Here is a 14,730-nt window from a genome sequence, read left to right as displayed (position 1 = left end):
TTTTTATGTCATTCTATGTGACATTATTTCGACTCAAATAAAAAAGCCCCTTAGCATCACATCGGAATTCAATCATTCCAATATGGGCTAAAGGGCGAGAGCTTAGAGCTTAAAGTCTGTATCTAAGTTGTACTCGATTCGTTACATGAGCACGATCAACTACTTCTTAATCTTCGATTCTTTTCTTTTTAAATTTCATCAGGAACTCATATACAATCGGTACGATAACCAGCGTGAGCAACGTGGAGCTGATCAGACCGCCGATTACGGTAATTCCCAATCCTTTGGAGATGATACCGGCACTCTCTTCGAGGCCCGTAACCAGTGGCAACAGGGCACCGATGGTCGCGAGAGCGGTCATCAAAATTGGACGCAGACGAGTTGCACCGGCTTCCAGCAAGGCTTCACGGGTAGGCATACCCTCTTTTTCCTTGTGAATAACACGGTCGATCAACACGATGGCGTTGGTGACCACGATACCGATGAGCATCAGTCCACCCATCATGGCGGAGACATCAAGCGTACCACCAGCGATGAACAGACCTACCATAATACCGATAACCGTAAATGGCAGGGAGAACAGGATTGCGAATGGTGCCAATCCGCCGCCGAATGTAACAACGAGCACGAAGTATACAATGGCGATGGCTGCCAGCATGGCGAGACCCAGTTGAGTGAATGTATCATTAATCTGTTCAGTTGTACCGCCGAACTTCACTTCAACGCCATCAGGCAGATCCAGTTTGTCGATCTCAGCCTGTAAGTTACTCGAAGCTTTCGTTACATCCGAAGCCAAGATGTTGGCTGTAACTTGCACAACAACCTTACCATCAATTTGCATGATGGAGTTCGGGGACGTACCTTCTTCCACTTTGGCAACATCTTTGATTGGTACTTGGATGCCAAGCGGTGAAGTGACGGTTTCATCCTCAATTTCTTTAATGCTGCTGAATGTTTTATCGTCTGTCTCTACATATACTTTGTACGTTTTATTATCGATATCAACTTCCGTGAGCACAGGACGTTCCCGTGTCGGGCTCAGTGCCATAGCCAGTTGTCCTGCAGTCAGGCCCAAGGAACTTAGTTTCTCCTGATCTGCAACGAGCGTATACTGCCCGTAGGTGTCAGCAAGTGTTGTGTCTGCTTTTTCAAAATTATCCTTATCCGCTTCAACCAGTTTCAGAATTTCATCCGATACGGGTTTGAGTTGCTCAACATTATCGCCATAGATGGAGAGGCTCAGTCCGCTGCCACCCAGACCCCCGGACATATCAAGCTCACTCCAGGTTCCTACGCTAACTTCTTTCTTCAGACCTTCTACAAGCTGTTCCTTCACTTGAGTAAAGTCTTTCGTATCTTCGTTATATTCAATATAGAATAGAGCCGAGTTGGAACCACCGCCACCCATACTGCTTAGTGGATTACTTCCGCCGATGGAATATTGCATTTTCTCCAGACCCGGTTGTTCCAGCAACCACTTCTCGGCAACGAGTGCTTCTTTTTCTACATCTTCACGCAAAGCTCCTGTTTGTGGGCTGTACGTAATGGTCACATATTTATCTTGTTGTTCCGGCAAGAAGCTTGCACCGATGAACGGGTACAGGAATAAACTGCCGACCAGCAGGATCACTGCAATACTGACCGTGATGAGTTTGTGAGACAGTGTCCAGTTCAGCAGGCGTTTGTAACCTTCCGCCATTTTGCCTGGTTTTTCTTCATGATTCTGCTTATTCTTCAACCCTTTACGGAACAGGGTATGCGCGAGCATCGGCACAATGGTAATGGCAACGATCAGGGATGCCAGCAAAGCGAATACCATTGTCAGTGCAAATGGTGTGAATAACTCACCAACCATACCGCTTACCAATGCCAGTGGCAGGAATACAGCAATTGTTACGATGGTGGAAGAAAGAATTGGAATGAACATCTCGCGAGTTGCTTCGCGGACCAGTTCACGGCCTTTCAATCTCTCGCCTTTGAGTGTTAATCTGCGGTAGATGTTCTCGATAACAACGATGGAGTCATCGACAACCCGTCCGATGGCAACCGTCATGGCACCCAGCGTCATCATGTTCAAGGTAATATCCATCATATTGAGCGCAGTCAATGCCATGAGCAAGGAGAGCGGGATCGAGATAATGGAGATAATGGTTGAACGAATATTACGCAGGAAGAGCAGGATGATCAGGATGGCAAACAAGGCGCCAAAAACGGCTTTGCCCAGCATCGTGTTCACCGAGTCCTGAATCGGCTTACCTTGGTCGAGCAGTACAGTCAAATCAGCATTTTTGAACTGCGATTGCAACTCTTCCGCTTTATCTTTGACTGCGTTAACGACATCAACCGTGTTGGCATCGTTGGATTTTACAACGGAAATACCGATCGATTCCTTGCCGTCTGTCCGGGAAATGGATTCCGCTTGACCGATGACTTCGATCTTGGCAATTTCACTTAATTTCACTGTAGGGATACCAGCTGCGTTGGCAGCGCCCGAAGGACTACCCACGCCGGCATTACCGCCAGCAGCCTGGCCTGCAGTCTGGTCCGTTCCTTGTGAAGCACTTGGAGCGGTACCTTGACCAGCTTCACCAGTTGGTGCTCCAGAGCCTTGTGGGGCTGCGCTTGCACCATTACCTGCAGAAGCGCCAGCACCGTCGGGTACTACTGGAATGGCAAGGTTTTTCAGATCATCGATGTCGACGATGTTTCCATCTACAACAACGGCCTTCTGGGATTTATCCAGTTCAAACAGTCCAAGGGGCACACGAATGGATGAACCTTGAACGATGCCGTTTACCGTATCTTCGGTCAGGCCCAGCTCGGCCATTTTGGCTTGATCAAACTTCAATTGAACTTCTTTCACATATTGACCGGACACCTGAACCTGAGCTACACCGTCAATATCTTCGAGTGCAGGCTGAATATCCGATTCAACCAGTCGTGTCAATTGTTCCAGGTCACCGCCGTCCTTGTCGGACAAGCTCAGAGATACAACCGGGAAAGAGTTAATGCTGAACTTGGAAATGGTCGGCTTCTGCACACTGTCAGGCAGTTGTACTTCATTCAGTGCCTCACGAACGGTTGCAGTTGCGTTGGTCAGATCTGTTCCATAATCAAATTCGAGTGTGATCGATGCTGCATTTTCCATGGAAGTGGAGGTGACTGTCTTCACGCCATCTACATTGCGTAGTTTTACTTCGAGAGGCTTCGTGACATCCTCAACAATCCCCTCCGGTGCAGCCCCCGGATCAATGGCAGTGACATTCAGAAACGGTACGTTGATGTTCGGGATTGTCTCTTGTTTCATCGTCAATCCGCTGTACAGACCTGCAAAAGAGATGATAATTGTCAGAATCCAGATCGCAAACTTGTTGTTCAGTGAAAAATTAATAATACCTTTCATACGATGGTTTCTTCTCCTCTCTGTTTCTCCTGTTTATATGTGTGACGAGTCAGCCTGGATAAACCGGCTATACTTGGCATCCAGACTGTGCTTAAGCTCAGAGTGCAAAGGTTTGATGGCAGATACGCTCTCCAAATTGTGCATCATGCCGATAATGATGGCACGCCGAGGCGTGAATTCCATCATCTCCTGTCTGAGAATGGCGATAGTTTCGAGCACATCATTCTTTGTTTGCCCTGCGGGCAATTCGGAACCAGCGATATCCTGCATTTGCTTGATGATGTGAATGGGATGACGCATCACAGTGGAGTCTGTGTTTGGATCACTATTCCATGCGGGCCAGTCTTCCAACAAAATCAAAGGCGCAGGGCGCTGATCGAGCAATCCGTAAGCTGCATAATCAATCATTTGCAGCATATTGGTTGCCATTTTGGAGACGGTAAGGGAAGGCATTTCGGTAAACCAGATCTTAACGTAGGAGAGGAACATACCCTGTATGAGCAAAATAAGATCTATCGTATAGGGTTCAATCTCCGGTCCGTACATATCTTCCAGTTTGTCCTTGAAACCGTGTAGGGTAAGGATCTCCAGATCTTTATGCTGCGGGCTGCATTTTTCCTTGCGATGTGGCTCATCATTCATCATCATGCTTTGCATCTGTACACGCAAAAATTCCTTTAGCTCGGACACATGGCCCAGCAGTGTCTCAATCTGTTTGTGTGAACGTTCTCTCGGAGTAAGGTCAGCTTCATGTTCGATCTGGGATAGTTCGTCTATGAGTGTAAATAAGCAGTACTCCATCGTGCTGTCTTCCAATTCCTCTTTGGATTTGAATATAAGGTAAAGGCTTCCCTTAGACATCCCGCATATCTCTGCAATCTCCTGCATGGAGGTTGCGGCACTGCCTTTTTCCGAGAATAGCTTGAGTGCTGTAGTAATGATGAGTTTTTTCTTCTCATTCATCTCATGTATAGGGTTCATTAACGATACTTTCACCTCATCAGGGAACTTATGAGTTCTTGAATTGACTCTAGGGTCAAACTTAGTATAAACGATCTGGTTGAAGGAATTCAAATGGGAGTAAATTGGAAAATGTATATGGGGAAAAGAGGCTGATCAATGGGAATGAGAGACGGCAAGTAACAAGGTGCAACTTGTATGTAAGATATGGATAAGGTATCAAGAACGTTTAAGTTAGTTTCCTCCAGTGAAGGCGTATAAGGCGAGCATAATAATGGCGACTAGAGCGATGAGATAGAAAATGGCCATGGCGATCAGAAGGGTATATCCTGTATAAGAACCTATCCGTGCCAATAATTTTTTCATCATTAAGACATCCTTTCTTACGTAACAGAGTATAGAGGGGTTCCCTATTTATATCATATCCCAAAAAAGACGACTTCCTGATTGAAGTCGTCTTTTTTATATTACAGAATTTAATAGATATCATAATGGAGGCTAAGAATTACACGATAACGGAGATTACAGAACCGACTTGAAGAAACGAAGTGTTCGCCTTAAAGCTTTCTGTAAGAAAGCTTCTTCGGAAGCATATGCTATCACCGGAGTTTAAAGTGTAACTTCAGTTCGTTACGTTACGTGATCAGTTTAAGACCCACCGCTGCCACCAAAATCATCGCGATAAAAAGGATACGTTTCGCTTCTTTCCGTTCACCGAACAGGAACATGCCTGTTAACGTACTGCCGACCGTCCCGATCCCTGTCCACACGGCATACGCTGTGCCCATGGGAATGGACGTCATGGCGTAGGACAACAGCGAGAAGCTGAACACAAACGACACCAGCATAAGTACGATGTATGGCCATCCTTTCTTGGTGGAAGCACCATTAATACCGATTACGCCGAAAATTTCACATATCCCTGCACCTACAATTGCCATCCAAGCCATTATACTGCACCTCCTTTGGCTTCTTGCTGATCCGTAACCAGCTTCAGTCCAATTACGCCGCAGAGCAGCAGCCCGATGAGCAATACTTTGGCCAAGCGGAATGGCTCACCAAACAGTACCATTTCCGTAAGGACGGTACCCGCCGTACCAATTCCCGTAAAGACGGCATACACCGTACCTACAGGCAACCTTTTGGAAGCGGCAATGATCAGTCCAAAGCTGATCACGATGGCAATCCCCGTTAAAGTCCACTCCCAGGCATTCGAGGCATGTTTCAGCCCGCTTACCCAGACAATCTCAATAATTCCACCGATAAATACATATAACCAGTTGCGGTTCATGATGTTAAATCTCCTTCCGGCACAACGTGTTGTGCCTCTTCGTTCAAATGATGAATGCCATGCCAAAAGACAGGCCAGGATGCTTCCAACCGTCTCTTGTACCGACGTGAGCTTCCATAGATTATTTCCACGGTGATACCGTCGAGGAACGTCATAAATGCAATGGCGGCTTGTTCCGCCGGAAGGGGCGGTATATCTCCATTACGCATTGCCCGTTGCAGCAGACGATTCAGAGCACGTTCCATGCCATCGATAAACGGATATACCAGATCCATCACTTCGCTATACAGAGAAAGTGGTGGGTAGAAACAATTGCGCAACATCAAACGAGCCGAAGCATGGGCATTGTATTCTTGTTCAAACCAGATCAACAAGCCTTTCAGCCTCTGCTCCAATGGCAGATCCGCATGATCACGGAAATATTCGAGTGTGTGCCGTTTTACCTCGTAAAAAGCAAAGGCCAGTGTGTGTAAAAACAAGTCATCCTTGCAGCTAAAATGTGCATATATGGACGGTTTTTTAATCCCGACTTCATCAGCAATAGCTCTCAGAGAAGCCCCCTCATAGCCATCTCTCGCAAAATGGAACAGGGCAGCATCCCGAATGGATTGTGCAGTCATTCAATCACCTCCCTAACGGTCGTTAGGTAATTATATTTTCACACTTCACATTGCCTGTCAAGATGAAAATATCCGCCTGCACAGTAGAGTACAGGCGGATATAACAGGTATGGATGTGGTTTCTGATCAAAAGGTCGTAAGACCCAGAATCAGTTGCAGCTTGTATAGGATACCTTTCAAAAACGTAGTCTTCTCCTGGAACTCATCCAGGTCTAACGTAAACTCCGCATCATCATTATTCCAAATACGCTCGAAATAATTCGCGATATCAAGCGTGAACTTATTGTCTGGAGGTGCAGCAACCCATAGATCATTCTCCAGATTGTAGTCATTCATGTTTCGGGGGGTGAAATTGGTTGAACCCCCGAGGACAATATGATCTCCGGTTGCTTTGGCAATATAGATCATCTTGGTATGGTATTGCTCCTTGGTGGTGTTATACCAGCGTATCTGAATTTTACCGTCGGATTTATCATGCAATTCAGCAGCGACAGGACGGTTCGGAATGCCGATCTTTTCCTGACCAAAGGCATTTTCATTTGGATCCAGTACAAGCCGGATCTCGGTTCCTCGTTTTGCGGATTCCAGCAGGGCTTCCAATACTTTCGGAGAGGCCACATAGAACATGCCCATCCATAAGGTGTCACCTTTGCCAGCCTGATTGATCTCATGGAGTACAGCGTCATTCACTTTGCCTTCAGTTAAATAGCGGACTCGCAAATCTCCCGTTTTCGAATCCGTGGGAGGAGCTGTGTAGGCAGGAACCTGGCCTCCGCCTGAGATGTCGAGAACAGCTTGCTCTGACTGAAGAATATCGCCAATGATTGGACCTGTTACTTCAAATGCAATATTTGAGTGGTAGGCACTCGCATCATGAATATTGCCAGAAGAGACAATCGCCTTCTTCTCACTAACAACAACTTTGCGATGATTGGCTTTCACATTGAGCAGCTTGAGATAGGAACGTACAGTTACATCTGGACCATCCGTCGCCATCAGGTTTTTGATCCAGCCATCTCCGGATTGGCCGAACCATTGGAAGAAGGTCCGCCAGACCGCAGAGTATACTGGAGTTGAATCACGCAAAGGGTCCACATCCGTGATGACCACATGAATGCCTGCTTGTTTCATTTGTTCCAGTAACGGATTGGGTGCTGAGTTATAGTTGGTATTTACTTCATCTGTAATGAACCAGATATCCATATCAGGATGCTGATTTTTTTTGGCGACCAGAGCCTCGGTGAATTCAGTACTCACGGGAGGAAAGTTCTGTCCCTTGTGCTGATAATTATTGAACAGGAACATATCCACCAGGACAAACTGCTCTGCTTCCTCCACAATTTGCATCATGCGCTGGAAAATCTGCTGTTCGTGCTCCATCTGTCCGTCGGAGGAAGGATAAGTGAGGTCATGCAGGAACTCGACTTGATCCACACGATACTCCGGACTTTCGTAGGAAATGCCCGCTGGTAATGGTTTGTAGGTTTGATAGAGCATGACGGCGATGAGCCATAGGACCAATAGGACGATTCCTGTTCGTATGTATGGAAATTTGCCGCGTGAAGATTTGCGGTCTGATGAATGGCGGCGTAATGAGACCAACGGTGGACTCCCCCTTCTGTACTTGCTGACTTCTATTACCACACGGATGATAACGTTGACGCAGGAGAACCCGCTAGCATAACGAATGTAGCGGTAAAATGCATATGGCAAAATTGGCAGGATGCAATCGACAGGTGTCTGAGCGTTGTGTATAATGAGTGTATTATTTTTGTAGAATGTTAGGGTTTTCATATGCCTGACAAGGACGGGGAACCAATGATATAACCTTTGAAATCTGGACATTTAGGAAAGAAAGTGGGTAATAAGGTGTATTCCATCAAACAAGTCGCTGCCATGCTCGGTATCCCGACGGTAACTCTCCGGGCTTGGGAGAATCGGTATAGTGCGGTCACCCCTGAGCGGACGGAATCGGGTTATCGAATGTATACCGAAGAGAATGTTGCGGATCTGCGCTGGTTGAAAGAACAAGTTGAGCTGCATCAGACCAATATTTCGGAAGCGGTACGGATGTTGAAAGTAAACAAATTAAATCCGCCCGAGGCTGTGCCCACGCCGATCATGGCTCCGGTGCCTACGATGGAAGAAGCCTACGCACGCATGGCAGATCAGATCTATGACTCGCTCTACAACTTTCAGGGTGAACGTGCCAATGGTTTGATTGATTTTGGTTTCACCATGTATGGGTATGACTCGATGTTCTATCATGTGTTGGTGCCCATTCTGGTTCGGGTTGGAGATGCATGGGAGCAAGGCAGGGCTTCGGTGGCTCAGGAACACTTCATGACACAGCTGATATCACAGCGGTTTTATCAGTTTTTCCATCTGTTCCCGATCTATCCGCATCTGCCCAAAGTTCTGGCGTTGTGTCCGGAAGGGGAGCATCATCAGGTCGGGTTGCTGCTGTTCTCTCTCTTTATGCGTAAAAATGGAGCGGAAGTACTATATCTCGGTGCCAACACGCCAGAGGAAGGCATCTTCCCGATTATCCGGGAGCAAAAGATCAAGTTGGTCTGCCTGTCGATCACAAGTCCAGGACTTCTTGAAAAATGTGATCAGCTCGTCGAGCGGATCATGAACGAGTTCCCGCATATTCGCTTTGTACTGGGAGGTAAAGGCTATGAGCGTGCAGAGCATGCGCGTTATCCGCAATGGATTATGCCGGAGAGTTCTGCGGACTGGCAATCGTGGATGGAGCGTGAGTATCTCTCCGAGCGATCACCCGGTACAAGGTTCGGACAGGCCAATAATTAAACATAATCTCAAATGATATGAATAGGTTAGTGAATACAGGACATCCTTTGACGAAGTGATCAAGGGATGTTTTTTTGCATTGATAAATGGAGTATCCACGTATTTTGACCAGTGGGTCATTTTTTGGTTTACAAGGCCGTATAATATTTGTATTATATTTGTATAATGTTTTTGCTAGTTACCGCTTAAAGTGTTCTTGGGCGGTTTAATAATAGGTTAGGGGCTAGAGAACTATAGGAATTCCCTACATAGAAAGGTGAGTGGCATGATACCGAATCAACAACGCAAACGTGCAGCTGTCATTGGCGCAGGTCCAGGTGGACTTGCAGCAGCAATGTTATTGTCCGGTCAGGGGTACGAGGTAGATGTGTATGAGAAACAGCCAGTCATCGGGGGGCGTTCTGCCAGATTGGAACTGGGTGAATATCGATTCGACCGGGGTGCTACATTTCTGATGATGCCACAGCTGATTGAAGAGATGTTCGACGTGGTGGGACGCAAGTTATCCGATTATGTGCATATGAAAGAGCTAACCCCACTGTACGCACTGAACTTTGGTGATAAGGTGTTCACGCCTTCTCGTAATCGGGAAGATACAGCTGCACAGATTAAGGAATTGTTTCCGGGCAATGAGGACAATTACCTTCGGTTCATGCAAGAAGAAGAAGTGAAATTTGGCAAAGTCATGCCTTTGCTCCGCCGTCCTTTTGGCAAGCTGACTGACTATTTGCGCAAAGATGCGGTAACAGCTCTACCCAAGCTTGATGTCCATAATACGGTCTACGGAATCTTGTCCCGCTATTTTACAGATGAGCGTCTACGCTGGGCATTTACATTCCAATCCAAATACCTTGGCATGTCTGCCTGGGATTGTCCGGGAACCTTTACCATACTATCGTTCATTGAGCACCACTACGGATTGTTCCACCCCATTGGCGGTGTGAATCGGATCTTCCAAGCCATGGCTGATGTCGTGGAAGAATACGGAGGACGCATACATACTTCTACTCCGGTAAAACAGGTCATTGTTCGCAATGGTCGGGCTGAAGGTGTGTTGCTCGAGAACGGTGAACGCATCGAAGCGGACCATGTGGTGGTGAACGCCGACTTTGCACATGCGGTGAACCATCTGTTCGAACCGGGCGTACTTAAGAAATATACCCCGGAGAAAATGAAACGCAAAAAGTATTCCTGCTCTACAGCAATGCTGTATCTGGGTGTGGATGGTGATGTGGACCTTCCGCATCACTCGATCTATTTTCCAGAGGACTACCGGTTGAACGTTGATGAGATTACAAAGCACAAAATGTTGTCAGCCGATCCATCTCTATATATTCATAACCCTTCCAGACTCGATTCGACGCTGGCACCAGAAGGGAAATCCGCTTTATATGTTCTCATGCCTACGCCTAACCTTACCGCAGACATCGATTGGGAAGCAGAACGTGAGAATGTGCAGGAGGCCATGATGAAACGCATGGAGGGCATTCCTGAGCTGGCAGACATTCGCAGCCGCATTGAAGAATGTATGCTGTTCACTCCACTCGATTGGGAAAATGAACTGGATGTGTATCGCGGAGCAACGTTTAATATGGCTCATAATTTGGGTCAGATGATGTATCTGCGTCCCCATAACCAGTTTGAAGAGTTGAAAAGTGTATGGCTGGTAGGCGGCGGAACACATCCGGGCAGCGGGTTGCCAACGATCTTTGAGTCGGCACGAATCAGTGTCAGACTGATTCAGGAAGAGGACGCGCGCAGAAGCTCCAAACCATCCTCGTACGTGAAGACGGCAGAAGCCGGAGGGCATTCATGAAGCGGGCCGCTATTGTAGGGGCAGGGATTGGTGGACTTACTTCTGCATTGTTATTGAACCGTCAGGGATGGGATGTCACCGTGTATGAACGGGGTTCCCGCGTTGGCGGACGCATTGGCTATGAGCAGGAAGGTGAGTACCGGATCGATCAGGGGCCAACCATCGTGCTGCTGCCAGAGATGTTACTTGGCATACTTGAGGAAGCAGGCGTAGATCGTTCGAAGATTGAGTTACTTCGCTGTGATCCGTTATACAGAGTGCATTACCACAGTGGTCGTGTCATGACCAAGATGACGTCACGTGAAGAGCAGACGGCGGAGATTGAGCGTTTGTTCCCGGGAGAGAGCCGGGGATTCACACGATTCATGAAAGATATGGACACGTTGTTTCCGGCAGGCCGGGCAGCGTTCCTGGAAAGGGCTTTTCCGCGCAAAAGGGATTTCTTCACACCATCTCTCATGTCACTCATGGGCAGATTGCGCGCACACAAAAGTGTCCGGAAAGCGGTAGGCGATTATTTTCAGCACGAGGAATTGCTCGATGCATACTCACTGCAAAGTCTGTATATCGGTGGATCACCGTTCGGGACCCCTGGCATCTATTCCCTTTTGCCTTACGCAGAGCATGAATATGGTATCTGGATGGTCAAAGGTGGATATGCAGCATTGCCGGCTATTCTGGAACAGGAACTGATATCACGTGGTGGGCGTGTCGTGCTGAATGCGGAAGTTACCGGGCTCACGATTAAAAATGGTGTATGTGAAGGTATAGAAACGGCAGCAGGCGCAGAAAATGTGGATGCAGTTATCTACAATGGTGATTTCCCCCATCTATCAGGTTTGCTTGGACAATCACCAGAGGTAGCACGTAAAAGAAAACCGTATCGTCCCTCTTCCGGATGTGTATTGCTCTATGTGGGCGTGGACAAAACCTGGGAAGATGCAACGACGCATCAGTTCTTCTTGCCACCGAGTCTAGAAGGTAGTTTACAGGAAGTCTTCAATCAGCGACGCATTCCGGCAAAGTCCTCATTTTACGTATTTAATCCGGTCGCATTGGATGAAACTGCAGCACCTCAAGGACAGAGTGTATTGTATTTCCTCATTCCCGTACCAGATGCTGAAGGTGTCGACTGGGATCAGGAGAGTGAAGCATTGGCAGAACGTGTACTGGAAGAAGCGGAGCAACGAGGATTCCCGGGACTTCGTGCAGCGATCAAGTGGAAAAAGGTACGTACACCCGCTGACGCAGAGCGAGACGGGCTCTATGGGGGCGGCAGCTTTGGTATAGCACCTGTATTGTTCCAGTCCGGTGTATACCGACCGCAACCCAAACCATTCCCTAATATAAAGGGATTATATGCCGCAGGAGCATCTGTACATCCAGGTGGCGGAGTGCCGATTGTAATGCAGAGTGCACGGATGGCCGTCAATCAACTCATGAAGGAGATGGGAACATGAATGAAGCGATTTTGAGCAGGTGTGAAGAGTTGATGCAAAAGGGTTCTTCCTCTTTTTATCAGGCTTTTAGAGGGCTGCCTAGTCCACGTCGGGAAGCGGTATATGTCATTTATGCCTTCTGCCGCATGATTGATGACAGTGTAGACGAGCCGGAACATTCGCCTTATACGATTCACGAGATCCATGACTTGTTTGATCGGCTAGACGACGCGGAAGGACACTTTATCTGGCCAGCACTGAGATGGTTGTTCAGCATTTTTCCTCATCTCGATAAGGGGCCATTTTTCCGTCAGATGGAAGGGCAGCTCACAGATCTTAAAGTAACGCATTATGCAACGATGCAGGAACTGGAGCATTATTGTTATCTGGTAGCCGGAACCGTAGGTGAGATGTTGTTGCCTGTATTGCGGGATGATAACGGCGCGGAAGTAGCCATGAACGGGATTGCTTTGGGTAAAGGGATGCAGATCGTTAATATTATTCGAGATGTTGGTGAAGATCGGGCCAGAGTACGCCGGTATGTTCCGCTGGAGATCATGGAGAAGCATGGTTACACCGAGCAGGACTTTGAAGACGGGGTCGTGGACGAACGGTTTATTGCCATTGTTCATGAATTAAAAGCTGCAGCATTGAACTGGTTCCGTATTGGCATGGATCGTCTGGATACGTACCCAACGGAAAGTGCGTTTTCCATCGAGCTGGCAGCAGCCTTTTACTCCACCATTCTACACGCGGTTGAACGCAACGACTATGACGTATATACCAAACGGGCATATGTTAGCGATGAATTGAAACTGGAGATGCTGGGTGCGATTGTGAAACGTTACCCGATGCTGGCCTATCAAGCCTCCCGAACGGCGGTATCCTGATGATCCAGTGGCTTTACTGGGCGTGGTATGTCATTGGAGCAACCTTGATGCTAACGATCGGTGTGCCTGACGTATTGTCTTTTTCAAATGGTTTATTTCTAATCTTCTATGCATTGTATGTGCTGGATCTGATCTACCAAGGGCGTAATCGGACAGGTCTGTCCGACCAGTCAGTCATCTGGCTGAAACCCGGACTCTGGATATCCTCTGTGATCATCTGGCTTGGAGGTATGGGCGTAGAGTGGATAGGAGTGCATACGCACTGGCCTTTTGGTGAGTATGCTTACTCAGACTTCTTTGGGATTCATATGTTCAGTGTGCCAGTTACGCTGGGTTTTGCCTGGATCGCAGTGGTTGGTAACTCGGCGCTGTTAAGTGGTGGTGGTTCAACATGGACTGGCAAACTGCTTCGAGCAGTGAAGACCGGGTTCTGGGCGATTGTTCTTGATCTTGTACTCGACCCTGTTGCGCATGCAAGAGGATTCTGGGAGTGGCAAGCCCCAGGTGGATTCTACGGTGTTCCGTGGACCAATTACATAAGCTGGTTTATCATGGGTGCATTCCTATCCCTCTTCCTTCCGGCCATGCCTAATGACCGTAGCTCATTGCTGCGTGCAAAATGGCTGTATCAGCTGTTTATTCTTCTGTTCGGCCTGCTTGCTCTAAAGGAAGGGATTACAGGCAGCTTTATCATCGCCATTGCTGGTGTGCTTCTTGCCGAAGGGAGCTGGCTCTATGATTCGCGCCGTAAAATCAAAACCGTTTAATTATATTTTTGCCTTATACAATCACTATTATCTGCTACGTCGGCGCTTCCGCTCCTTCACGCTCACAGGGTCACTGGACCCGCAGGTGGACATCAGGGACAACTCCCCGATTGAACCGACTCGTCCGGTGATCTATTTCATGAACCACAGTTCCTGGTGGGATGGTCTGCTGCTCTATCATGCGGCCAGACAGACATCGCGGGGAGATCATTATGTGATGATGGAGGAGCAACAGCTTCAGCAATATGCTTTTTTTCGTAAATTGGGTGCGTATTCGATCAATAAGGAGAGTGCGTCCGGTATTCGGACCTCTCTACAGTACACCAGTGAACTATTGGATTCGGGCAAAAGGGTCTGGATTTTTCCACAAGGAGAAATTCTGCATCAGGAGGCCAGACCGATTCGGTTCCGTCCAGGCATCGGATTGCTGCTTCGTCGCTCCCCGAATGCCATCGCCGTACCGGTAACCTTGTGCCATGGAATGGTCCAGCATGATCTACCGGAAATATCGATGCAGGCAGGCCCGCCTGTGCTAGAAGACTGGAAGGCGTTGAAGAGTGAAGAGATTGCCGCCAGACTCGGCCATGTGTTGGAACAGCAGTTAGACGATCATAGATCAGCACTTGTACGGATGGGGCAGGGAAGTTTGCCAGATGCGCTTCCACTGATTCGTCATGTACGTTCGACAAGTGAAAAATACGATGCGGCACGAAAGCGGGTGAACCGTTAG

Annotated in this window: 13 protein-coding genes; 6 read left to right on the top strand and 7 right to left on the bottom strand. The window is 47.8% G+C overall.

The window, feature by feature from the left end; translation table 11 throughout:
* Positions 1–166 precede the first annotated feature (166 nt).
* The 7 genes from MKY87_RS13150 to MKY87_RS13120 form a co-directional block, all read right to left on the bottom strand.
* Complete coding sequence (locus MKY87_RS13150; protein ID WP_340964777.1) at positions 167–3,403, bottom strand: efflux RND transporter permease subunit; 3,237 nt, start codon at positions 3,401–3,403, stop codon at positions 167–169.
* Positions 3,404–3,436: 33 nt separating this feature from the next.
* Positions 3,437–4,384: a TetR/AcrR family transcriptional regulator gene (locus MKY87_RS13145; RefSeq protein WP_339788418.1), complete on the bottom strand. Its 948-nt coding sequence runs from the start codon at positions 4,382–4,384 to the stop codon at positions 3,437–3,439.
* A 213-nt stretch (positions 4,385–4,597) separates the two neighbouring features.
* The gene (locus tag MKY87_RS13140; protein WP_340964775.1) at positions 4,598–4,732 is read right to left on the bottom strand and encodes a hypothetical protein; all 135 of its coding nucleotides are present in this window, start codon (positions 4,730–4,732) and stop codon (positions 4,598–4,600) included.
* A 266-nt stretch (positions 4,733–4,998) separates the two neighbouring features.
* Positions 4,999–5,313 (bottom strand): DMT family transporter, encoded by a 315-nt coding sequence (locus MKY87_RS13135; protein WP_017691901.1) that lies wholly within the window; start codon positions 5,311–5,313, stop codon positions 4,999–5,001.
* Positions 5,313–5,654, bottom strand: a complete 342-nt coding sequence (locus tag MKY87_RS13130; protein WP_017691902.1) for a DMT family transporter — start codon at positions 5,652–5,654, stop codon at positions 5,313–5,315. The genes MKY87_RS13135 and MKY87_RS13130 overlap by 1 nt, the downstream gene beginning before the upstream one ends.
* Positions 5,651–6,274, bottom strand: a complete 624-nt coding sequence (locus tag MKY87_RS13125) for a TetR/AcrR family transcriptional regulator (protein ID WP_340964773.1) — start codon at positions 6,272–6,274, stop codon at positions 5,651–5,653. Before MKY87_RS13125 ends, MKY87_RS13130 begins: the two co-directional genes overlap by 4 nt.
* A gap of 126 nt (positions 6,275–6,400) precedes the next feature.
* Positions 6,401–7,876 (bottom strand): phospholipase D family protein, encoded by a 1,476-nt coding sequence (locus tag MKY87_RS13120; protein ID WP_339788428.1) that lies wholly within the window; start codon positions 7,874–7,876, stop codon positions 6,401–6,403.
* Between the two features lie 267 nt (positions 7,877–8,143).
* On the opposite strand from MKY87_RS13120, the gene MKY87_RS13115 reads away from it, so the two are divergent.
* The 6 genes from MKY87_RS13115 to MKY87_RS13090 all read left to right on the top strand — a co-directional run bounded on the left by MKY87_RS13115 (position 8,144) and on the right by MKY87_RS13090 (position 14,730).
* On the top strand, positions 8,144–9,088 hold the full coding sequence (locus MKY87_RS13115) for a MerR family transcriptional regulator (protein ID WP_339788430.1): 945 nt from the start codon (positions 8,144–8,146) through the stop codon (positions 9,086–9,088).
* Between the two features lie 265 nt (positions 9,089–9,353).
* Complete coding sequence (locus MKY87_RS13110) at positions 9,354–10,904, top strand: phytoene desaturase family protein (RefSeq protein ID WP_338588747.1); 1,551 nt, start codon at positions 9,354–9,356, stop codon at positions 10,902–10,904.
* Positions 10,901–12,364 carry a phytoene desaturase family protein gene (locus MKY87_RS13105; RefSeq protein ID WP_338588745.1) on the top strand — a complete coding sequence of 488 codons (1,464 nt, stop codon included), beginning with the start codon at positions 10,901–10,903 and terminating at the stop codon, positions 12,362–12,364. The genes MKY87_RS13110 and MKY87_RS13105 overlap by 4 nt, the downstream gene beginning before the upstream one ends.
* Positions 12,361–13,233: a phytoene/squalene synthase family protein gene (locus MKY87_RS13100; RefSeq protein WP_340964770.1), complete on the top strand. Its 873-nt coding sequence runs from the start codon at positions 12,361–12,363 to the stop codon at positions 13,231–13,233. The genes MKY87_RS13105 and MKY87_RS13100 overlap by 4 nt, the downstream gene beginning before the upstream one ends.
* Positions 13,233–14,000 carry a carotenoid biosynthesis protein gene (locus MKY87_RS13095; RefSeq protein ID WP_339788437.1) on the top strand — a complete coding sequence of 256 codons (768 nt, stop codon included), beginning with the start codon at positions 13,233–13,235 and terminating at the stop codon, positions 13,998–14,000. Before MKY87_RS13100 ends, MKY87_RS13095 begins: the two co-directional genes overlap by 1 nt.
* Entirely contained in the window at positions 13,969–14,730 is a 762-nt protein-coding gene (locus MKY87_RS13090; protein WP_340964767.1) for a lysophospholipid acyltransferase family protein, read from the top strand. The genes MKY87_RS13095 and MKY87_RS13090 overlap by 32 nt, the downstream gene beginning before the upstream one ends.

The sequence above is a fragment of the Paenibacillus sp. FSL R7-0198 genome, assembly GCF_038000415.1.
GTDB lineage: Bacteria > Bacillota > Bacilli > Paenibacillales > Paenibacillaceae > Paenibacillus.
The sequence above is the reverse complement of the archived record's forward strand: the minus strand, read 5'-3'. Positions and strand labels throughout refer to the sequence as shown.

Coding starts and splice junctions, on each gene's coding strand:
- MKY87_RS13150 (WP_340964777.1), bottom strand. CDS start 3,403: ATGAAAGGTATTATTAATTTTTCACTGAACAACAAGTTTGCGATCTGG.
- MKY87_RS13145 (WP_339788418.1), bottom strand. CDS start 4,384: ATGAACCCTATACATGAGATGAATGAGAAGAAAAAACTCATCATTACT.
- MKY87_RS13140 (WP_340964775.1), bottom strand. CDS start 4,732: ATGATGAAAAAATTATTGGCACGGATAGGTTCTTATACAGGATATACC.
- MKY87_RS13135 (WP_017691901.1), bottom strand. CDS start 5,313: ATGGCTTGGATGGCAATTGTAGGTGCAGGGATATGTGAAATTTTCGGC.
- MKY87_RS13130 (WP_017691902.1), bottom strand. CDS start 5,654: ATGAACCGCAACTGGTTATATGTATTTATCGGTGGAATTATTGAGATT.
- MKY87_RS13125 (WP_340964773.1), bottom strand. CDS start 6,274: ATGACTGCACAATCCATTCGGGATGCTGCCCTGTTCCATTTTGCGAGA.
- MKY87_RS13110 (WP_338588747.1), top strand. CDS start 9,354: ATGATACCGAATCAACAACGCAAACGTGCAGCTGTCATTGGCGCAGGT.
- MKY87_RS13105 (WP_338588745.1), top strand. CDS start 10,901: ATGAAGCGGGCCGCTATTGTAGGGGCAGGGATTGGTGGACTTACTTCT.
- MKY87_RS13100 (WP_340964770.1), top strand. CDS start 12,361: ATGAATGAAGCGATTTTGAGCAGGTGTGAAGAGTTGATGCAAAAGGGT.
- MKY87_RS13095 (WP_339788437.1), top strand. CDS start 13,233: ATGATCCAGTGGCTTTACTGGGCGTGGTATGTCATTGGAGCAACCTTG.
- MKY87_RS13090 (WP_340964767.1), top strand. CDS start 13,969: ATGATTCGCGCCGTAAAATCAAAACCGTTTAATTATATTTTTGCCTTA.